Raw genomic sequence first — 21,136 nt, 5'->3', positions numbered from 1 at the left:
GGGGGAATAGGAAAGGCCACCGTTTGGTGGCCTTTTTTTATCGCTATTTGAGGGCGATAAGATGGAAATTACTGCAGCAGGCTACGCAGCATCCATGCATTTTTCTCGTGCACGTCCAGACGCTGGGTCAACAAGTCAGCGGTAGGCTGGTCGTCGGCCGAGTCGGCACGGTCAAAAGCGGTGCGTGCAGTACGAGCCAGCGCTTCGTTACCTTTGACCAGCAGTTCGATCATGGTGGTGGCATCCGGCACGGAAGCGGGCTGGGTGATGGAGGACAGCTTCTGGAATTCGGCATAGGTACCAGGGGCGTAGTGACCCAGGGCGCGGATACGCTCGGCGATGTCATCCAGGGCTTGCCACAGTTCGGTGTACTGCGTCATGAACAGCTCATGCAGAGTCTTGAACATAGGGCCGGTGACGTTCCAGTGGAAGTTGTGCGTCATCAGGTACACGGTGTAGGAGTCGGCCAGTACCTTGGACAACTCTTTAACTACAGCAGCACGGTCTGCCGTCGAAATACCGATATCAATTTTCAGAGCGCTGCTGGCGGCGCTGGCAGGAGCAGCGGGTTTGGCGGCGGCAACAGGCTTGGTCGCGGCAGGCTTGCGAGCAGCGGCTGGTTTGGCAGCTGGCTTGGCCGCAGGTTTAGCGGCCGCCTTGGCGGGAGCTTTGGCTGCGGTGGCAGGCTTTTTGGCGACGGCCTTTTTAGCGGTCACTTTTTTGGCGGGGGCCTTGGCGGCTGCCGGTTTTGGTTCAGCCTTTACATCGGCTGCAACTGCGACCTTGGTATCAGTGTTTGGGGCTTCTTCGGCCTTGCTGACCTTGGCGGTTTTACTGACTGCTTTCACGGCTTTTGCCATAGTGGACTCCTGTTGAACAGAGGGCTAAATAGGTACTGAAGCAGAATAACACGCAGTAGGTGTGCGATTTACGCTAGTTCAGGATACGGGAAATTGCTGTTGTATTCGACTTTTAAGTAGTTGACCCCAGCCAAGCCACTTTCCATGATCCCACGGGTCAAGGCGTCAATGGCCGACGTACGTGGAAAACTTTTGCGCCAGACCAAGGCAATGCGACGATCTGGAATGGGTTTTTTGAAGGGGACATAGGCCAGCAGTTCGTTGGCCTGGCCGGGGGCTGTCAGAGAGCTGGCAGGCAGGACAGTCAGACCGATGCCGGTGGCCACCATATGACGGATGGTTTCCAGTGAAGAGCCTTCAAAGGTGCGCTGTATGCCTTCACTGGAAGCTGAAAAGCGCGACAGCTCCGGGCAAACATCCAGCACTTGATCGCGGAAACAATGGCCGGCACCCAGCAGCAGCATGGTCTGATCTTTCAGCTGTTCGGGATCAATTTCCTTGCGCTTGGCCCAGGCGTGTTCATGGGGCATGGCCACCACAAAAGGCTCGTCGTACAGCTCGCGGATAACCAAGCCTGTTTCAGGCAAAGGCAGGGCCACAATGGCGCAATCAATCTCACCTTGGCGCAGCAATTCCAGCAGACGCACGGTAAAGTTTTCTTGCAATAAAAGTGGCATTTGCGGGGTCAGCTCAATCTGCTTGGGAACGAGCTTGGGCAGCAGGTACGGTGCCACGGTGTAAATAATGCCAACGCGCAAAGGGCCAGCCAAAGGATCGTGGCCCTGGCGGGCAATCTCGCGCAGGTTGGCGCCCTCTTCCAGCACTTTCTGTGCTTGGGTGACGATGCGCAGCCCAATGGGGGTAATAGCCACCTCGGGCCCGCCACGCTCGAAGATGACCACGCCTAATTCGTCTTCCAACTTCTTGATGGCCACCGACAGCGTCGGTTGGCTCACAAAGCAGGCTTCGGCAGCACGTCCAAAATGACGCTCGCGTGCTACGGCAACGATGTATTTCAGCTCGGTCAATGTCATGACAATTCCTTGTGCAAAACAGCATTAAGACCTTGGGTTAACTACGGAGTAATTCTTCCCGGCCCTTCATCCAGCGCTGTAAATGGTGGTGAGCGTGGTCTGGATAATCACGGCGAAAGGTGCTGGCCAATGTTTGGGCCTGCTCGATCAAATCTTCATCGGACTCCAGGCTGGCAAAACGCAAGCCTGCCTGCCCGGATTGGCGCATGCCCATGAACTCGCCCGGGCCGCGTTGTTCCAGGTCGCGGCGGGCAATTTCAAAGCCATCGGTGGTTTCATACATGGCGCGCAAACGCAGGCGGGCAATGGCCGACAACGGTGCCTGGTACAGCAAGACGCAAACGGATTGAATCTGTCCCCGCCCTACCCGGCCGCGTAGTTGGTGCAGTTGGGCCAGGCCGAAGCGCTCGGCGTGTTCAATAATCATTAAAGAAGCATTGGGTACGTCTACACCGACTTCAATCACGGTGGTTGCGACCAGCACGTCCAGATTGCCGCTACGGAACGCTTCCATGACGTCCGCTTTTTCCGTTGAGGACAAGCGGCCATGAATCAGGCCTACCCGCAAGGGGGCCAAGGCTTGTTCCAGAGCCGCATGGGTATCGACGGCGGTTTGCAATTGCAGGGCTTCACTTTCTTCGACCAAGGGGCAGACCCAATAGGCTTGTCTACCTTGGGCAACTTCAGCCCGGACGCGCGCCATGATTTCATCACGGCGATTATCGGCGGCCAGCTTGGTAATGATGGGACTGCGGCCTGGGGGCAACTCGTCGATCGCGGAAACATCCAGATCGGCAAAAAAAGCCATGGCCAAGGTACGTGGGATGGGCGTGGCACTCATATTGAGTTGATGCGGCAAGTAGGCTTGCCCTTTCTTGTCCTGCGCATCCCCTTTGCGGTTCAGTTCCAGACGCTGGCCAACACCAAAGCGGTGTTGTTCATCCAGAATCACCAAGCCCAATTGCTGGAACTGCACATTGTCCTGAATCAGGGCCTGGGTGCCGATGGCCAGTCTGGCTTGTCCGGAGCTGATGGCCTCATAAGCCAGACGTTTAGCTTTGACGCCCAAGCTGCCGCTTAACCAGGCCAGTTCGACGCCTAAAGGCTCCAGCCAGGCGCGCATTTTCAGATAGTGCTGCTCGGCCAGAATTTCAGTCGGTGCCATCAAGGCCACCTGAAAACCGCTGGCAATGGCTTGCACGGCGGCAATGGCCGACACAATGGTTTTGCCGCTGCCTACATCTCCCTGCAACAGCCGGTGCATGGGATACGAACGCTTCATGTCCGCGCTGATTTCCTTGGCGCAGCGTTTCTGAGCGGCCGTTAACTTGAAGGGCAACGAAGCCAGCAAGGCTTTAGCCAGGTCACTATTGCCTTCACGCATAGGCTTGGCACGTTGAGCCTGACGCGCAGCACGAGCCTGCGCCAGGGACAATTGCTGCGCTAGCAATTCATCAAACTTGATGCGGCTCCAGGCCGGATGGCCGTGTTCGAACAAATCGTCGTAGCTGAGCTCGGGCGGTGGGTAATGCAACAGCCGGATAGCCTCGTTAAACGGCATCAGGCCATATTCGCTACGAACTTCTTCAGGCAGGGTGTCGCGCAGGTCTGCATTATTGAGCGCATCGGCAATGGCTTTGCGCAGCTGTACCTGGCTCAAGCCATCAGTCGTGGGGTAAACAGGGGTCAAGGCGCGGGCCAGGGGTTGGCCGGCTTTGGTGACTTTGGGGTGCACCATTTCCAGGCCATGAAAGCCCTGGCGCACTTCGCCGCGTACTCGCAGGGGCAAATCCCCTTGCAGCTGCTTGAGCTGGCTGGGATAAAAGTGCAGCCAGCGCAAGGCCAGCTCGCCACTTTCGTCGGCAATACGGGCATGGAGCTGCGCACGGGGACGAGCCTGAACATCCGTACTAAGAATACGCCCTTCAATTTGCGCCATCTTGCCAGGGTAGAGATGGGCGATGGGCTCGACCTGAGTCTCGTCCTCGTAGCGCAAAGGAAGATGGACCACGAAGTCGGCAGGCTCTCGTAGGCCGAGCTTTTCAAACTTCTGGTCCAGACTGAGCGCCTTGCGCGGCGCAGCCCGTTTGGCCTGAGGCGCAGGCCGACCTGCGGTCATGGCAATACGTCTTTAGAAATTGAGGATAGCCTCGACCTCGAACTGAGCGCCTTTGGGCAAGCTGGCCACACCGATGGTGGAGCGTGCGGGGAAAGGCTGGGGAATCAGTTCGGCCATGATGGCGTTGGCGCTGGCAAAACGGGACAGATCTGTCAAAAACAACGTCAGTTTGACGATGTCGCTCAGGTTGGCGCCAGCTTCTTTGACCACAGCTTCCAGGTTGGCAAATGCCTGACGTACCTGACCTTCAAAATTTTCAGATACCAGTTCGCCTGTGGCAGGCTCCAGACCGATTTGGCCAGACAGAAATACTGTCTTGCCACCCGAAGCAATAATGGCCTGAGAGTATGGGCCTACGGCAGCCGGAGCGGCATCGGTGAAGACAACTTGCTTAGTCATAAGAAACCTCTGATGAGTGTTGTACTATCAGAGTTTAAGCGCCTATAGCTAAAATTAACAGATCTTGGCGTGATTATTTTTCCACGAAGGCGCGTTCAATCACGTAGTCACCGGGTTGACCTACACCGGGCGACACTTCAAAACCGCGTTTATCGAGCATGGCGCTGATATCGGCCAGCATGGCGGGGCTGCCGCACAACATGGCGCGATCCTGAGCGGGATCCAGTTGAGGAATGCCCAGGTCTTCGCACAGCTTGCCGGTCTCGATCAGGTCGGTAATGCGGCCGGTATTGCGGAACTCTTCGCGGGTGACAGTGGGGTAATACAGCAGTTTTTCGCGTACCACTTCACCAAAGTATTCGTTCTGCGGCAATTCATTCTGGATGAAATCCGAGTACGCCAGTTCGCTGACAAAACGCACGCCGTGAACCAGTACCACCTTTTCAAAACGCTCGTAGGTGTCGGGGTCCTTGATGATGCTCATGAACGGAGCCAGACCGGTGCCAGTGCCAAACAGGAACAGATTGCGGCCTGCGCGCAGGTCGTCAATTACCAGCGTACCAACGGGTTTGCGGCTGACCAGAATGGTGTCGCCTTCTTTCAGGTGTTGCAGGCGCGAGGTCAATGGACCGTCCTGTACCTTGATGCTGAGAAACTCCAGATTTTCTTCGTAGTTGGCGCTGGCGATACTGTAAGCGCGCATCAGCGGCTTGCCATCGACTTCCAGACCGATCATTACAAAGTGCCCATTATGAAAACGCAGGGCGGCGTCGCGGGTGGTGGTAAATGAGAACAGGGTGTCGTTCCAGTGGTGGACGCTGAGCACTTGTTCGGTATTGAAAGCTGCCATGTTAGTTGTCGTATAGAGGGGCAACATTGCCCGGATCAGTAAGCAAATATTTGTCCATTGTACCGAGTTCCCCAGGTAAATCCATGCTCATTCAGCAATACGATTTGATCGCAATCAGGACTTACCATTAAGTTCCATGAGCCGCCATTCTCCTGCTTTGGCACAGACAGTATGGCGATTTCCAGCCTGGAAACGGGCCTACATTCAAATAGCTCTTGCCTAGTTTCTGCATACGTTTGATAATCATTCACATTTTCTGGCTTACTGCCGGTTTTTACGCTATTTACGCCTGTTTTGGAGTGTTGATAATGCGCTTTACTCTTCGTAGCCGTGCCCTGACCCAAGCTTTGCTTCTGTCCGCTATGGGTACTATGTCGATGGCGGCTTTTGCCTCTGGCGAAGTCAACCTCTACACCACTCGCGAACCTGGCCTGATTACTCCTCTGCTGGAAACCTTCAGCAAAGACACAGGCGTAAAGGTCAATACCGTGTTTGTGAAAGATGGCCTGATCGAGCGCGTGAAAACCGAAGGCGACAAGTCCCCTGCCGACATTCTGATGACGGTGGACATCGGTAATCTGCTGGATCTGGTAGAAGCCGGAATTACTCAGCCCGTTGAGTCCGCCACTCTGGACGGCGCCATTCCCGCCAATCTGCGCGGTGCCGACAAACAGTGGTACTCCCTGTCCTTGCGCGATCGCGTGGCCTATGTGGCTAAAGACGTGGATGTGAAGAGCATTCACTACGAAGATTTCGCCGATCCAAAATGGAAAGGCAAGGTGTGTATTCGCTCCGGCCAGCACCCCTACAACACAGCCTTGGTCGCCGCCATGATTGCGCATAACGGTGCAGAAGCGACGGAACAGTGGCTGCGTGGCGTGAAAGACAACCTGGGCCGCAAGGCTGCCGGTGGTGACCGTGACGTAGCGCGCGACATTCTGGGCGGCATTTGTGATGTGGGTATTGCTAACGCCTACTACGTGGGTCGCATGAAAAACTCCGAGCCTGGTAGCGATGCCTACAAATGGGGCGAAGCCATCAATGTGGTGCGTCCAACCTTTGCTGATACCAAGGGCGGTGGCACACACGTGAATATTTCCGGTGCCGCTGTGGCCAAGCACGCTCCTAATAAGGACAACGCTGTCAAACTGCTGGAGTACCTGGTTTCCGAGAAAGCCCAGAGCCTGTATGCCAAGGCCAACTACGAATACCCCGTGCGCGCCGGTGTTGAGCTGGACCCCGTGGTTGCCAGCTTCGGCCCCATGACGATTGATCCTTTGCCATTGACTGAAATCGCCAAACATCGCAAACAAGCCAGCGAGTTGGTAGATAAAGTTGGCTTCGACAACTAAAATCGCCCTACTCTTTTTCTACGACCGCCAGCTTTGAGAAATCAGAGCGGCGGTCGTCGCGCATTTAAGCGCCTGTAATACCTAGCCTTTCATAATGCCCTTTTTTCGTCGTCTGCCCTTTTGGTCCCTGGCTGCCGCTGTGATTGCCCTGATCGTGGCAGCGCCTGTGATTACCCTGCTGACCCACGCCTTAGGCGGTTCGACTGAGCACTGGTCGCATTTGTTCCAGTTCGTTCTGCCTCAAGCCATGAGCAATACCTTGCTGCTGCTCCTGGGAGTCGGCGTGGTGGTGAGCTGTCTGGGAGTGGGGTCGGCCTGGCTGATTACCGCCTACGAGTTTCCCGGGCGACGGGTCTTGCAATGGGCTTTGTTGCTGCCGCTGGCAGTGCCGACCTATATCGTGGCCTTTGCGTATCTGGATTTGCTGCATCCGATTGGCCCGATTCAGTCTGCCATTCGCTACGTCTTGGGCTATAGCAGCCCGCGTGAATTCCGTTTGCCAGATCTGCGCTCCTTGGGTGGCGCAATTTTTCTGCTGGGTTCGGTGCTCTACCCCTATGTATACCTGAGCACGCGCGCCATGTTTGCGACACAATCGGCCAGCTTGCTGGAGGCTGCCCGCATTATGGGTGAATCGGGCCGTAGCGTATTTTTCCGGGTCGTGTTGCCTATGGCCCGCCCCGCGATTGCAGTGGGTGTCAGCCTGGCTTTGCTGGAAACCCTGAACGATATTGGTGCTTCCGAGTTTCTGGGCGTGCAGACCCTGACGGTGTCTATTTACACCACCTGGGTGACGCGCTCGGATTTGGCGGGTGCCGCGCAAATTGCTGTTTCCATGCTCTGTCTGGTGGCGGCGTTGATCAGCATCGAGCGTTATGGTCGCCGCCGCCAAGCCTATTCCAGTAATCAGCGTTCCGAACCCATTCGACCTACCCGGTTGAAAGGCTCCGCTGCCTGTATCGCCATTGCTTTGGGTGTAGCGCCCGTGCTGGTGGGCTTTGTGGCCCCCTCCCTGTATTTGTTGAATGAGACCATCAAGCATGTGAGCTTGGCGGGCGGTGTGTCGGCGCAATTGCTGAGCAGCGCCTGGAACACCTTGTATATCGCAGCGCTGGCCACTATCGCGACCCTATCTTGTGGCTTGGTCGTCGCCTGGGCTGCTCGGGCAGTACGTTCGGGACGCAAACCGCGTCTGGCCCGTTTTCTGGCAGGTGTCAGCAGTCTGGGATACGCCATTCCGGGAACCGTATTGGCGATTGGGCTGTTGACGCCCCTCGTCATGTTTGACTCTTTCTACAATCAAGTTATGTCCTGGTTTGGTGTTTCGGCGACGGGTTTGTTGTTGATGGGTTCAACGCTGGCTTTGGTGTTGGCCTATACCCTACGCTTTCTGGCGATCTCGGTTGGCGGTATTGAAGCCGGGCTGGCTCGAATCCCGGCATCGCTGGAGCAGGCTTCCCGTTTATTGGGTGAAACCCCGGTGGGGACGCTGAAACGTGTGCACTTGCCCTTGCTGCGCCCCGCCATGGGCGCGGCTGCTTTGCTGATTTTTGTTGATGCCATGAAGGAGCTGCCTGCGACCTTGTTGCTGCGTCCGATGAATTTCGAGACCCTGGCAACCTGGCTGTATGCGGAAGCGGCTCGTGGGACTTATGAGGAAGGCGCGGTTGCCGCCTTGGCCATTGTGCTGGCCGGTTTGATCCCCGTTATTTTATTGGCACGTACTCAATTGATGGCCTCTGGCCCACGCGCATCATGAACGATTTTCTGGATTTGCAGGCGATTACTCTGTCCTACGAAACGTCTGAAGGTTTTCGGCCGGTTGTTGACCAGCTCAGCCTGCATTTGCCCCAAGGGGAAATCGGCTGTCTGCTGGGGGCCTCGGGCTGTGGCAAGACCACGGTCTTGCGGGCCATTGCCGGTTTCGAGCCTTTGCGTGCCGGACATATTCTGTTGAATGGCCATGTCTTGTCGGCTGTGTCTCAGCAAGTGCCGCCGGAAGACCGCCATGTGGGTATGATGTTCCAGGATTACGCCCTCTTTCCTCACCTGACGGTAGAAAAAAACGTGGCCTTTGGTCTGCGCAAATGGGATAAAGCCCAGCGTCAGGCCCGAGTACTGGAAATGCTGGAACTGGTCGATCTGTCCCGTTTGGCGCAGCGCTATCCGCATGAATTGTCGGGCGGCCAGCAGCAGCGCGTGGCTTTGGCACGCGCCTTGGCTCCCAAACCCTCTCTGCTGTTGCTGGATGAACCGTTTTCCAATCTGGATGTGGATACCCGCGAGCGCTTGGCGTTTGAGGTGCGCGACATTCTGAAAAGCGCAGGCATTACCGCGATTCTGGTCACCCACAATCAGGCTGAAGCCTTTGCGATTGCCGATCGTATTGGTGTGATGCAGGCTGGCAAGATCATCCAGTGGGATACGCCTTACAGCCTGCACCATCGTCCTGTGAATGACTTTGTGGCGGACTTCATCCGCCGCGAAGCCATCATGGCGCAACGGGCCCAGGCCTTTTTGCGTGGCGAGCCTGCGTAGTAGTTGCAAGTACGGCAGCTCTAGTGTGCCCCATGCTGCCATATTGGACTGGTAGCTCTCGCTTTCTTCCGGGTGGACGGTGAACTGAGTGTCCTCTAAGCGCTGATGATGGATGGCTTGATCAGCATCCAGACCGCCATCGCTACCATCATCAGGTTTTCAGTCAGAGAGACAAAGCCCAAGGGCACCTTGCTGTCGCCACCCACGCAAGCGCATTTCAGTTCGCGCTTGTCGATATAGACCGCCTTGAACACTGACCAGGCACCGATGCTGCCAATAAATAAGGCGATGGGCACAGACAGCCACATCAGGGCACCGGCCAGCATCAACACGCCTGCCACTGCTTCTCCAAAGGGGTACAGATAGGCGTAGCGCACCCATCGTTGGGCCAGCAAGTCGTAGTTCAGGAACATAGTGGCAAAGCCGTCCACATCTTTGAGCTTCTGCACGGCCAGCAAACACATGGCAATGGCAATAAACCATTCCAGCGCCTGGAGCAGGACAATCTGTCCGAATGCCGCCCAGGAAACAGCTAGCGCCATCAAGCCAGCCATCACAAACAAGGCGATCACGGGCGTGTAGCTGACGGCATCCTTGTCCTTGACCTTCCCACCGAAATACTCGACCAGTTCGTCATAGCCCCCTATCCGTTTTCCATTGATAAAGGTCTGGGGGGTTGTGCTGACTTGATGCTTGGCCTTGAAAGCGTCAATCTCTTCGCGATTCCTGAGCCAGTGATCGTCCAGCTCGTAGCCTTTACGTTTGAGCAGTGCGCGTGCCTTAAGTCCGAAGGGACAGATATGTTCTGCCGTCACCATGCGGTAAAGCGCGGCGCGTTTGGCGGTGTGTGTAGCCATATGCGACTCCTTTGACGTGATGCTGTTTGTCGGAAGCCCTCCCCTGACGCCATGCAAGCGTTTATCTGACACCCTAAACCAGGTGTCAGGAAGTGTGAGTAAGCAGGTGTAGTGATTTAGTAGTGTTAGTGATCGATTGTTTTTGCCTGATCGTAAGGTCTCAGGGGCTGGGTGGCAGCACATCGCATGAAAATGGGCAGAACAAGGGCAACAAACGCTGTCAGGAGCAGCAAGACATGAAGGTCTGGCACGGGTACATCCAGAGTGCGGAGCAGTAGGGAGGGAATAGCCAGAGCAATAAAGCTGCCGATGTGGTTGCCTGTGGTTTGCAAAGCCATGAAGCGGCCCCGCTGAGCTTGAGTGGGGTAGCTGGTACTGCGGGCGCTGGCGCAGACTAGACGGGTGTAGCTGCCCGTCATGAACAGAATCATGAATACGTGAGCTGTTCCCCACCCCAGGGCCAGCATGATCAAGGACAAGAGCAAGATCAACGTACCCAGATCAGATAGACGGGTCTCGCCCCATTTTTTGATGCCCGTAGCGGATAGGCGGGAGGCGATCAAGGCGGCGATACCGCCCAACATGAAGATCACAGGCATTTGCTGTGCTTGAGTGTCGTAGCGTAGCGCCAAAACGGGGATCAGGACCGGGATCAGTAATAGTGAGCCTGCCTGCGCAATAGCCGGCAGGCTTAGCCAGCGCCAGGCCTCTTTACCTAGAGCCAGTGGTGAGGGTTGCGCTGCAACGCAAGGGTTGGAAGGCAGATAGCGATGAGCAATTGCGACGGCAAGCAGGCAGAGCACGGCCAGAGTCATCAATGCGATACGCCAGCCCAGTTCCACGGCGATGAACAAGGTGGCGGGCATTCCGGCGATACTGACCAAGGCAAAGGCGCTGACCACAATGGCAATCGCGTCGGTACGTTGCTCGGCATTCATGCCATGCAGCAGTAAAGTCGTTGCGGCGCTCATTAAAAAACCACCTAGCAAACCAGCTCCCAGACGCAGCAAGATAAATAGCCCGAATTCGGAGCTGATGGACCCCAAAGCGGTTAATACGGCCAAGAGAATCAGTGCCAGGAGCAGTAAAGGCTTTAGTGCCGCGCGGTGCATCCAGCGTGCAGCCAGGACGCCCGATAAAGCGGCGCCGCCCATATAGGCGGAAGCGGCATAGCCGGCGTAGGTGGCAGGAACATCAAAGTCCACTGCCATCCAGACAAACAAAGGCGTCAAGGCCATGAATTCCAGAGCATGAACAAACTGGATAAAAGACACGGCACGGGCACGCAGCCGGGGACGAAACACTTCAGAATCAGACATGATGATACGCATAAAGAAAGAGGCCTCTAGCCTAATTCTTCGCGGTTTTGATATGTAGTCTCTATAATTCGAATATTAAATTATCAAAACCGGGATAATTCCATGGCTCCTCAGCTGAATTTGAATGCCTTGCGGGTTTTTATCCAGGTAGCCGAAAGTGGCAGTTTTACGGCTGCAGCTCAGGTGCTGGATTTGCCGACCTCCAATGTCAGCCGTTATGTGGCGCAACTGGAGCGGCAGATTGGTCAGCGCTTGCTGGAGCGCAGTTCCCGGCAACTGCGTTTGACCAGTGTGGGCCAGGGCTTGTTTGATACCGTTCAGCCCTGGTGGGGAGCCTTAAAGCAGGCTGAACAGGATTTGCTGGATCAACGCACCCGTTTGTCGGGACGCTTGCGGATTTGTATTCCATCCGAGGTGGGGCCGTTTCTATTGGCGGGTGTCCTGGCGGATTTTGCGGCCCAGCATCCGGATCTGGAACTGCATTGTCAAACCAACCTGGAAGGCCCTGGTGTGCTGGCGCAGGATTTTGACCTGGCCTTATTGATGTGTCGGGGTGCTCTGCCAGACAGCAGTCTGGTGGTGCAGGAATTGTGTTCTTTTGATTGCCAGGTCGTGGCGGCACCTGCCTTGATCGAGCAATACGGTATGCCCAGCAGCCTGGAAGAGTTGGAACAGTTGCCCTGCATTACGACCGATACGGCTTTGGATGGCCAAGCCTGGCAGTTTGTCTTGCCCGATGGTCGCTTTCAAATTTTGAACGTCCCCAGCCGCTTTCGTGTGAATAGCGGTTTGCTGGCGGGAGCTGGCGCCGTCAAAGGGCTAGGTTTTGCGATTCTGGTGCGGCAGGGATGTGAGAAAGAAATCGCCCAAGGGCGTCTGATTGCCGTTCCCCTGCCCTTGCCGCCTGCCCCTTTGCGTCTGGTACTGGCGTATACGCATCGACGACACTTGTCGAACTCGGCACGTGCCTTGATTGAGTATCTGAAGGCCCAAGCTGATATCGGCACCTTGCCTGGATTAAACACCCATTAACTTGGGGGCCTTGTAGGGTTTGAGCTTGAGTCGTCGTTGCAGCAACCGACGCTATATCAAGCAATGACGGCTGCTTTGACCATATCAATATGAGGAATGCCGTCCTCGTCGTAGATCTGGCCCACAGGCTCAAAACCTAAAGAGCCGTAGAACTTCTGCAAATGCGCCTGTGCGCCAATGCGTATGCCTGCGCCAGGATAGTGGGCTTCCGTAAAGCGGATCGCTTCAGCCACTAGCGCGTAGCCGATTTTCAGGCTACGGAACTTGGCCAAGGTCAGGACACGGCCAATGGAAGGCTCATCATATTTCAAGCCCGGTTCGACAACGCGAGCATAAGCAGCCAGCTCGCCGTCCTTGAGCACGGACAAATGCCAGGAATCCAGGTCCAGGCCGTCCACGTCCTGGTAGGCACACTCCTGCTCCACCACAAACACCGCCTCGCGAGCCTGGATGATTGAGTACATTTCCCGCGTGGACAGATCGTCCAACCGTTTCCATTGAAAAACCAGGTCCATCTTTACTTCCATGACGATAAAGTTTGGGTGACTGCGTATGGTAATCGTCCAAGGGCAGAATAAAAAGAGCGGCCCGAAAGCCGCTCTTTTTGATCGTACTGGCCAAAACCAGTGCCCTCGATCTTACAGGCTGTAGTACATGTCGAATTCGACTGGGTGCGGAACCATACGCAGACGGGTGATTTCGGCTTGTTTCAGCTCGATGAAGGCGTCCAGCATTTCATTGCTGAACACACCGCCACGGGTCAGGAATTCGCGATCTTTGTCCAGGGACTCGATCGCCTGTTCCAGCGACACGCAAACGGTTGGGATTTTTGCATCTTCTTCGGGGGGCAGATCGTACAAGTTCTTGTCGGCTGCATCGCCGGGGTGAATCTTGTTCTGCACACCGTCCAGACCGGCCATCATCAGGGCCGAGAAGGCCAGGTATGGGTTGGCCATTGGATCGGGGAAGCGGGCTTCCACACGACGCGCCTTGGGGTTGCTGACGTAAGGAATGCGGATCGAGGCCGAGCGGTTACGGGCGGAGTACGCCAGTTTCACTGGAGCTTCAAAGTGCGGAACCAGACGCTTGTAGGAGTTGGTCGTGGGGTTGGTGATGGCGTTCAGGGCACGGGCGTGCTTGATGATGCCGCCAATGTAGAACAGCGCGAACTCGGACAGACCAGCGTACTCGTTACCGGCAAACAGGTTCTGGCCGTCTTTCCAGATGGACTGGTGCACGTGCATGCCGGAACCGTTGTCGCCGACCACGGGCTTGGGCATGAATGTCGCCGTTTTGCCATAAACGTGAGCCACGTTATGGATGGTGTACTTCATGATCTGGTTCCAGTCCGCACGCTCGACCAGAGTCGAGAAGCGTGTACCGATTTCCAGCTGGCCGGGAGCGGCCACTTCGTGGTGGTGGATTTCAACAGGAACGCCCTGCTGTTCCAGCAGCAAACACATTTCAGCGCGCAGATCGGCAAAGGAGTCTGTAGGCGAAACAGGAACGTAGCCGCCTTTGACGCCAGGACGGTGACCCAGGTTGTTGCCATTGAGTTCCAGACCACGCGACCAGGGAGCTTCTTCAGAGCGAATCTTCACGAAGCTGCCCGACATGTCGTCGTTCCAGGTAATACCGTCGAACACGAAGAATTCCGGCTCGGGACCAAAGTACGCGGTATCGCCCAAACCGCTGGAGCGCAGGTAGGCTTCAGCACGCTTGGCCAACGAACGTGGGTCGCGGTCGTAACCTTTCAGATCGGAAGGCTCGACCACATCGCAGGTCAGAATCAGGGTGGGCTCTTCACGGAACGGGTCCATACGGGCGGTTTTGGCGTCCGGGATGAGCAACATGTCCGAGGCTTCGATTCCTTTCCAGCCAGGCAAGGAAGAGCCGTCAAAGGCGACACCAGACTCAAAGCGATCCTCGTCCACCGCGTGTGCGGGGGTGGTCAAGTGGTGCTCACGGCCCAGGGTATCGGTAAAGCGGAAATCGACAAACGTGATTTCGCGTTCGGCGATGATCTTCAGAACATCTTCGGGGGAGGACATGGTTACTCCAGCGTCAATGACGTTAACAAAAAGTGAGGAGGAGTGGCGCGGATCATTGTGTAACCCACTACGGCAGGTCTTAATTACGTTTATCGGGATTGCCGCTGAATCTGATCCAAACAGCGCAATACCGATAAAGTAGTTATGGCATAGGACTTACCAGAAATTAATTGTAGAGCAATTGTGCAGATGCACAATAAAAAATGTCTTAAATAAACAATTAAATGTCAGGAACCTTCATCAGGAAGGAATGCTTCCTGTAAATCATTTAAGAATCGCCAGCCTAAATCGGTGGTTCGAATACGAACCGGATCGGAAGCCAGCAAACCTTTCTCGATATTGCGCTTGATCACGGGCAGGATGTTCGCAAGGGGCACACCCGTGCGTTCCTGGAAGTACTGGGCGGGTACGCCCTCTTTCAGGCGCAACACGTTCAGCATGAACTCAAAGGGCAAGTCTTTGGGTGTGACACGGGCATTGTGAGCATAGTGGCTGCCGTCGCGCTTGATGGCGTTCTGCATCCATTGCGCCGGGCTGCGGGTGGTAGCCGTACGAATAATGCGGTCGTGAAAGGACAGCTTGCCGTGGGCTCCCGGGCCTATGCCGATATAGTCGCCAAATTCCCAGTAATTCAGATTGTGGCGGCTATGGCCACCGCGCTTGCTGTAGGCCGAGATCTCGTACTGGTTCCAGCCGCGGCTGGCGGTCAGCTCGATCAGGCGGTCCTGCATGGCGGCGCTGTCGTCGTCATTGGGCAAGACCGGCGGGTATTTCGCGAAGACGGTATTGGGTTCCAAGGTCAAATGGTAGAGCGACAAGTGCTCGGTCTCATAAGACATGGCCTGCAAAATGTCCTGCTCGGATTGCGCTGGGGTCTGGCCCGGCAAGGCGTACATGACATCCAGATTCACGCGGTCCACGGCTTTCATGGCGGCTTCAATAGCCTGTTGCGCTTGCTGGCTGTCGTGAATGCGGCCCAGCGCTTTCAGGGCCTCATCGTTAAAGCTCTGAATGCCCAAAGAAATCCGGTTCACGCCACTGTGTGCAAAATCCATGAAGCGCGAGGCTTCGGAAGCTCCAGGATTGGCTTCCAGCGTAATTTCTGCGTCGGGCAGCAAGTTCAGGTGGGAACGCAGCAAGGCCAGCATGCGGTCCAGCGCCTGGGCTGACAGCAGACTGGGCGTGCCACCACCGATAAATACGGAAATTACCTGCCTGCCCCAGACCAGCGGCAGGGTTTGTTCCAGATCGGCCTGCAAGGCGTCCAGATACTCGTTTTCGGGCAGTTCAGCGGGTGCTTCGTGTGAGTTGAAGTCACAGTATGGACATTTGCGCACGCACCAGGGCACGTGCACGTAGACGGACAAGGGTGGCAGGCTGGGCAGCAAGGTGGCCGGGCCGGAGCCAGGCCGGATGCGTACCTCGGGAGAGAAAACAGTCATGGTGTTACTCGGCGGCCAGACGGGCCAACAAGGCTTGCATGGCTTGCGCCCGGTGGCTGTATTTGTTCTTCACTTCAGGAGAGAGCTGCGCCGCAGTTTGCTTGAGCTCTGGCAGATAAAAGTGAGGATCATAGCCAAAGCCGTGCTCGCCAGCGGGTTGATCCTGAATCTCCCCTTCCCAGACGCCTTCAATCACGATAGGCCGTGGGTCCTGGGCATGGCGCACATACACCAGAACAGCCACATAACAGGCGCGACGGTCGCTTTGTCCTTGCAGACGCTGGACCAGCAAAGCGTTATTGGCTGCATCGGACTTTTCACCGCCCAGTTCGCGAGCGGCAAAACGGGCGGAATATACGCCGGGGGCTTCGTCCAGGGCGCGCACACAGAGGCCGGAGTCATCGGCCAAGGCGGGCAAGCCGCTTAATTGGCTGGCATGACGGGCCTTGGCCAGCGCATTCTCGATAAAAGTGGCAAAGGGTTCCTCGGCCTCGGGAATGTTCAATTGGCCTTGAGGAACCATGCTGATACCGGCCTGGGCCAGGATGGCGGAAAACTCCTTGAGCTTGCCGGCATTGTTGGAGGCCAGGACGACACGCTTGGATTCAGTGTTCATAAGTCGCAGCAGGCGGCAAAGCGCCCTGTTCAGTAAAAATGGCAAGGCGCCGTGCCAGGCAGTGTGTGCTGCATGGGACGGCGTCCCAATAGCGGTTTGTCCCGCTACCTGGCAGTGTCGCGCAGGGAGCAGGACAGACCCGTTTCATCGCGATCAGCCCTGCAAGGCTTGTTTCTGGGCTTGCATCAGCTCGGCAATGCCCTGTTCGGCCAGATCCAGCAAGCGATTCAAGGTGGGGCGTGCAAAAGTCTGGCCTTCGGCGGTGCCCTGCACTTCCACCAGATTACCGCTGCCTGTCATGACGATATTCATGTCCACGCCGCAGGCGGAGTCTTCCAGGTAGTCCAGGTCCAGGACGGGGTTGGATTCGAACACGCCGACCGAGACGGCCGCCAGTTGATCCAGAATGGGCGAGGCTTGCAGCTTGCCCTGCTCTTGCAGGCTGCGTACGGCCAGGCTGGCTGCGACCCAGGCCCCAGTGATGCTGGCGCAGCGGGTGCCGCCGTCGGCTTGCAGAACATCACAGTCAATGTGAATGGTGCGCTCGCCCAGGGCTTTCAGATCAAAGACAGCGCGCAGGCTGCGGCCGATCAGACGCTGGATTTCCTGGGTACGGCCATTTTGTTTGCCACGGGCCGCTTCACGGTCCGAGCGCGTGTGCGTGGAGCGAGGCAGCATGCCGTATTCCGCTGTTACCCAGCCCTGTTCCTTACCTTTCAGAAAGGGAGGGACTTTGTCGAGCACGCTGGCATTGCACAGAACATGGGTTTCACCCAGACGGATCAGGACCGAGCCCTCGGCGTGACGGGTAAACCCGGTCACCAGTTCGATAGGACGGCATTGTGCAGCAGATCGACCCGAGGGGCGTGCAATCGTAGCGTTTTCAGACAAGGCTAGGCTCCGGACAAAATTCAAAACGCCTATTGTACGCCTTGCGGGACGGGCCGTAGCGCAACACCCATGTCCATCCACTTATCGGCCTGGCAGGTGAAAAGCAGGATCTGATGGCGTTGGGCAGCGTCGTGAATAATGCGCTTCATGGACCCCAGGCGATCGTTGTCGCTGTGGACCAGTACGTCATCCAGAATCAGCAAGGTAGGACGGCCTGCCTGTTGCAGCAAATCCGCATAGGCCAGACGGGCAATCAGGCCGATTTGCTCGCGTGCGCCAAAGCTCAGGCCATCAATATCGTCGGCCAGCCCTTGCCCGCTATCGCGTTGCAGCCAGCGCGGGGCCAGATACTCGTCCAACTCCACCCGTGCCTTGCCCAGAAGCAGACGCAGATAGTGGTTGATGTGCTTTTGCAAAGGCTCGTGCAATTGCTGGGTCAAGGCGTTGCGCTGTTCTCGCAGGACAGACAACAAAAGGCGCAGGGCTGTGACACGGCGCTCGTAAGTGGCACAACGGCGCTGGCAGTCGTGCAGACGTAGCGAGGTCTGGTCGATTTGCTCTTCCAGGCCTTGCGCACCGTGGGTTTCCAGCTTGGTTTGCACCAGTTGGGCGGCCAGTCGGGCCTCGTTATAGCTTTGCTCCTGCTGCTGGGCGCTGCGCTCCAGACGTTCCAGGTCCTGCTCCAGAACCGAGACGGGCAAGGCGGCCAGTTCGGCTTCCAACGCCTTTTGATCGGCCAGTTGCTGCTCGCGTTGCAGGCGCAGTTGTCCCCATTGCTGCTCGCGCTCCTGCTGTGCTTGCTGGCGTTGTGGGTCAGCCCATTGTTGTTCAAGGCTATTGGCTTCAGCCTGGGCCTGTTCCAGACGGGCCTGGGTGCGGGCGACGGCTTCGCGGGCATCATGCCAGTCGCTTTCCAGCGCACGGTACTGCTGCTCGGCCATGGTGGCGGCCTGGGCGATACGGCCCAGCTCCGAGGCCTCGATGGCCTCGCCTTGTGGGCGTTGTGGGGCTACGCGTTGTTGAGCCGCCTGAACCAGACCTTGCAAGTGCGCTTTGCCTTGTGGGGCCAGTGCTTTCATGGAGCTGCGTAACAGTCGATCTTGCTGCTCTTGTTCCCGATATTGTTCGCGGCGGCGTTCCAACTCTTCCAGGCTTTTTCCGCCCAGTTGGCCAAGTGCCTGTGCGTATTCCTGCTGGGTTTGCGCCAATTGCTGCTGCACCTTGCCCAGATCGCGGCCGCCTGGAATGATGCGCAACTGGCCCATTCCTGGAAGCTCAATCAGAGTGCTGGCGCTAAGGTGGGCGCGGTGCTGGCCCTGAATGGATGCGCCATCCAGCAACAGGCTGGCTCCGTCTTGCAGTTCGATCTGCAATTCGGTGGAAATCGTCTCAAGCTGGTGTTGCAAACGCTGAATCAGCTGGTGCTGCTGGCGTAATTGGTCCAGGGCCTCGTCACTGATTTTCAGCTGCACCAAGGCGGCCCCGCATTGCGCCAGTTGGGTTTCCAGCTTGCCCAGTTCTTCCAGTTGCCCTTGCACCTGCTGCAATTGCTGCTGTGTGCCCTCAAAGCTGGCTTGATCCTGAAACCATTGCTGCCAGGTACGGGCGCGCTCCTGCTCCAGCAGGCTGGCGTCTTTATGGCTGCGCGCTTGCTCCAGGCGCTGGTTCAGGTTGTTGAGTGTGCCCTGCTCTTGCTCCAGCTTGGCTCCCAAGGATTTGACCTGCTCGGCGCGCTGACTGCGTTGGCGAGCCCATTCCTGGTCGCGTTCCCCAGCTTGTTGGTAGAGCTTTTCACGCTCTGCCAACATGCTCAGCGCTTGTTGCAGTTCCTTGGCGCGTTCCTGCAATTGGCGGGCTTGAAGTAACTGAACCTGCACTTGTTTGGCTTGCTCGCGTAGCTGCTCCCAAGGACGGTTAGCCTCGGCATGGGCAATTTGTTTGCGGGCCTGCGCCAGTTCGTCCACCCATTGCTGATACTGCTGCAAGGCAGACTGCTGGCTCTGTAACTGCTCTTCCAGCTCCTTGGCTTCTTTCTGCGCTGCCAGCCAGACGCCGCGCGGCTGTCCTTGAGCCTGAGTCACATATTGGTCCAGCTGTTGCTGGGCCTGTTCGATCAGATAATCTCCGTCTGCACTGGTCAGATCAGCAATTTCACTACCCAATGCCTGCTGCAAGGTGCCGCTGGCGTGTTCGACCGAGCTGCGCAGGTCCTGGCCCTGCCCTTGCTCAATCCATAAAAGGCCCGGCACGCCCCAGTTACGGGCCTGGCTGCTGCCTTTGGCGGCATACTCAAAGCCCATTTGCTGAGCCAAGTATTGTTCGGCCTCGTCATTGTCCAGATGCTGATTACCAATGTATAAATCGCAGCGTTTGCGCTTCAGGAAACGCTTGCTCAGTCGCATGTCCTGGCCGTTCAGACTGAAATCCAGCTCGATTTCCGGTGCGGCTGAAGAATCGCCCCAAGGCAGGATTTTTGTCAGACTGCCTGTGCCATAACGCTCGAAAAACACCGTGCGCAGGGCTTCGGCCAGGGTACTTTTACCGGCCTCGTTCGGGGCGCTGATGATGTTCAGGCCCGGCTCCAGCTTATCCAGTGAGACGGGCTGGCGAAAGCGCTTGAATTGCTCTACGCGCAGGGACTTAATGTGCATGACCACCTTCCTTATCGCGCAGCAAACCGGCCAGAATCAGCAAGGCATCTTCAGCGGCTTGCTGCTGGCTGCCGTGACGCAGCTCCTGCAACTGTTTCAATGCGGCCTGCAAATAGCCATCGGCTTGCAAGGCGTCCAGATCTTCTTCAGAAGGTGCCAGACGCAAGGCCGCGCGTTGGCAGTCCCAGGCGCGGCAACGAGCTTGGGCCTGTCCCAGAATGCTCTCCAGACGTTCAAAACCGCTCAGGCTCAGTTGGCCCGACAGCTCCAGCTCCACCACGCTTTGATCGGCCAAGGCATTCAACTCCCGCTCCAGCAGGTCCAGATCCGTGTCGTCATTCAAATGGTGCTGGATGCTGCGCCAAGGGTGCTGGGCAACCGGCAAGGCTTGAACCACAGGCGTTGCGCCCGGTTCGCTGATTTCCACCAGCAAGGCCTGGCCGGAATCGTTATCCCGAAAGCGGTCCGGCTCGGGTGTGCCGCTGTAGTAACAGCGTTCGTTGATTTTGACGGTGCCGTGCCAGTCGCCCAGCGCCAGATAGTCCAGTTTGGCGCGCTGTACACGGTTCTGATCAATCAGGTTATGGCTGTCCAGATGCTCCAGCACCCCGCTGACGCTGCCGTGTGCCAAACCCAAACGCCAGTAGCCTGCCGGGCTTTCGGCCTGATCGAACCAGTCGCTCAAGTCCTGATAGGTCTGGCGTTGGGTCAAAGGCGCAGGCAGGACCGCAAGCTTGAGGCTATCCAGCAGAAAAAGCGCCGGTGTATCAAGCACATGCACGTAATCGGGCATGCAGTTCAATCGCCGCGCGCGTGTCCAGACGCTTTCGCTCAAAGCCGCGTCATGGTTGCCGGGCAGGAGCAGCCAGGGGCCGGTAAAACCCGCCATGGCATTGAAACTGCGGCGCAGATTGCGGTCGCTCAGGGTCTGCGAATCAAAGACGTCGCCTGCTACTACCAACAAATCGGCATGATGCTCTGCAGCCAGCGCGGCCAGCTTCTCGATAGCCTTGAAACGCGCCTCAGCCAGCGCGGCCGCGTCCTCCAGCTCGAAACGCGAGTACTGGCGACCTATTTGCCAATCGGCTGTATGCAGGATTCGTAGCATGACTGCCCTTAGTGATG

General features: G+C 56.9%; 18 protein-coding genes. 4 read left to right on the top strand and 14 right to left on the bottom strand.

Annotation, left to right across the window (positions count from 1 at the left end; genetic code table 11):
- Positions 1-68: 68 nt before the first annotated feature.
- The 5 genes from KOE80_RS06420 to KOE80_RS06400 form a co-directional block, all read right to left on the bottom strand.
- Positions 69-536, bottom strand: coding sequence for a Dps family protein (locus KOE80_RS06420; RefSeq protein ID WP_026482584.1), 468 nt, complete (start codon positions 534-536; stop codon positions 69-71).
- Positions 537-928: 392 nt separating this feature from the next.
- Positions 929-1,894: a LysR substrate-binding domain-containing protein gene (locus KOE80_RS06415; protein ID WP_009453943.1), complete on the bottom strand. Its 966-nt coding sequence runs from the start codon at positions 1,892-1,894 to the stop codon at positions 929-931.
- A gap of 37 nt (positions 1,895-1,931) precedes the next feature.
- Positions 1,932-4,013 carry an ATP-dependent DNA helicase RecG gene (gene recG, locus KOE80_RS06410; protein ID WP_226348654.1) on the bottom strand — a complete coding sequence of 694 codons (2,082 nt, stop codon included), beginning with the start codon at positions 4,011-4,013 and terminating at the stop codon, positions 1,932-1,934.
- Positions 4,014-4,025: 12 nt separating this feature from the next.
- Positions 4,026-4,412, bottom strand: a complete 387-nt coding sequence (locus KOE80_RS06405; protein ID WP_026482586.1) for a Rid family detoxifying hydrolase — start codon at positions 4,410-4,412, stop codon at positions 4,026-4,028.
- 73 nt (positions 4,413-4,485) lie between these two features.
- On the bottom strand, positions 4,486-5,262 hold the full coding sequence (locus tag KOE80_RS06400; protein WP_042480593.1) for a ferredoxin--NADP reductase: 777 nt from the start codon (positions 5,260-5,262) through the stop codon (positions 4,486-4,488).
- Between the two features lie 308 nt (positions 5,263-5,570).
- On the opposite strand from KOE80_RS06400, the gene KOE80_RS06395 reads away from it, so the two are divergent.
- The 3 genes from KOE80_RS06395 to KOE80_RS06385 all read left to right on the top strand — a co-directional run bounded on the left by KOE80_RS06395 (position 5,571) and on the right by KOE80_RS06385 (position 9,152).
- Positions 5,571-6,614, top strand: a complete 1,044-nt coding sequence (locus KOE80_RS06395; protein ID WP_026482587.1) for a Fe(3+) ABC transporter substrate-binding protein — start codon at positions 5,571-5,573, stop codon at positions 6,612-6,614.
- Between the two features lie 94 nt (positions 6,615-6,708).
- The gene (locus KOE80_RS06390) at positions 6,709-8,373 is read left to right on the top strand and encodes an ABC transporter permease (protein ID WP_226348653.1); all 1,665 of its coding nucleotides are present in this window, start codon (positions 6,709-6,711) and stop codon (positions 8,371-8,373) included.
- A complete protein-coding gene (locus KOE80_RS06385) occupies positions 8,370-9,152 on the top strand; it encodes an ABC transporter ATP-binding protein (RefSeq protein ID WP_060185062.1) in 783 nt (260 codons plus the stop codon). The genes KOE80_RS06390 and KOE80_RS06385 overlap by 4 nt, the downstream gene beginning before the upstream one ends.
- A 95-nt stretch (positions 9,153-9,247) precedes the next feature.
- Here the strand turns inward: KOE80_RS06385 and KOE80_RS06380 are convergent, their stop codons facing one another.
- Positions 9,248-10,009, bottom strand: coding sequence for a MauE/DoxX family redox-associated membrane protein (locus KOE80_RS06380; protein WP_226348652.1), 762 nt, complete (start codon positions 10,007-10,009; stop codon positions 9,248-9,250).
- Between the two features lie 125 nt (positions 10,010-10,134).
- On the bottom strand, positions 10,135-11,328 hold the full coding sequence (locus KOE80_RS06375; protein WP_196784021.1) for an MFS transporter: 1,194 nt from the start codon (positions 11,326-11,328) through the stop codon (positions 10,135-10,137).
- A 102-nt stretch (positions 11,329-11,430) separates the two neighbouring features.
- Here KOE80_RS06375 and KOE80_RS06370 point away from each other — a divergent pair, with 102 nt between their 5' ends.
- Positions 11,431-12,360, top strand: a complete 930-nt coding sequence (locus KOE80_RS06370) for a LysR family transcriptional regulator (protein ID WP_060185059.1) — start codon at positions 11,431-11,433, stop codon at positions 12,358-12,360.
- Positions 12,361-12,416: 56 nt separating this feature from the next.
- Here the strand turns inward: KOE80_RS06370 and KOE80_RS06365 are convergent, their stop codons facing one another.
- The 7 genes from KOE80_RS06365 to KOE80_RS06335 form a co-directional block, all read right to left on the bottom strand.
- A complete protein-coding gene (locus KOE80_RS06365; RefSeq protein WP_226348651.1) occupies positions 12,417-12,875 on the bottom strand; it encodes a GNAT family N-acetyltransferase in 459 nt (152 codons plus the stop codon).
- 123 nt (positions 12,876-12,998) lie between these two features.
- Complete coding sequence (glnA, locus tag KOE80_RS06360; protein ID WP_021446603.1) at positions 12,999-14,411, bottom strand: type I glutamate--ammonia ligase; 1,413 nt, start codon at positions 14,409-14,411, stop codon at positions 12,999-13,001.
- 227 nt (positions 14,412-14,638) lie between these two features.
- Positions 14,639-15,853: a radical SAM family heme chaperone HemW gene (gene hemW / locus KOE80_RS06355; RefSeq protein ID WP_226348650.1), complete on the bottom strand. Its 1,215-nt coding sequence runs from the start codon at positions 15,851-15,853 to the stop codon at positions 14,639-14,641.
- A gap of 4 nt (positions 15,854-15,857) precedes the next feature.
- Complete coding sequence (rdgB, locus tag KOE80_RS06350; protein WP_009453909.1) at positions 15,858-16,469, bottom strand: RdgB/HAM1 family non-canonical purine NTP pyrophosphatase; 612 nt, start codon at positions 16,467-16,469, stop codon at positions 15,858-15,860.
- Positions 16,470-16,622: 153 nt separating this feature from the next.
- Positions 16,623-17,360 (bottom strand): ribonuclease PH, encoded by a 738-nt coding sequence (gene rph, locus KOE80_RS06345; RefSeq protein ID WP_026482596.1) that lies wholly within the window; start codon positions 17,358-17,360, stop codon positions 16,623-16,625.
- Positions 17,361-17,389: 29 nt separating this feature from the next.
- Complete coding sequence (locus KOE80_RS06340; protein WP_226348649.1) at positions 17,390-20,011, bottom strand: AAA family ATPase; 2,622 nt, start codon at positions 20,009-20,011, stop codon at positions 17,390-17,392.
- A complete protein-coding gene (locus KOE80_RS06335) occupies positions 20,001-21,119 on the bottom strand; it encodes a metallophosphoesterase family protein (RefSeq protein ID WP_226348648.1) in 1,119 nt (372 codons plus the stop codon). Before KOE80_RS06335 ends, KOE80_RS06340 begins: the two co-directional genes overlap by 11 nt.
- Positions 21,120-21,136: the final 17 nt, after the last annotated feature.

This window comes from Alcaligenes sp. 13f, from assembly GCF_020496585.1.
In the GTDB taxonomy this organism is placed as follows: domain Bacteria; phylum Pseudomonadota; class Gammaproteobacteria; order Burkholderiales; family Burkholderiaceae_B; genus Alcaligenes; species Alcaligenes phenolicus.
The sequence above is the reverse complement of the archived record's forward strand: the minus strand, read 5'-3'. Positions and strand labels throughout refer to the sequence as shown.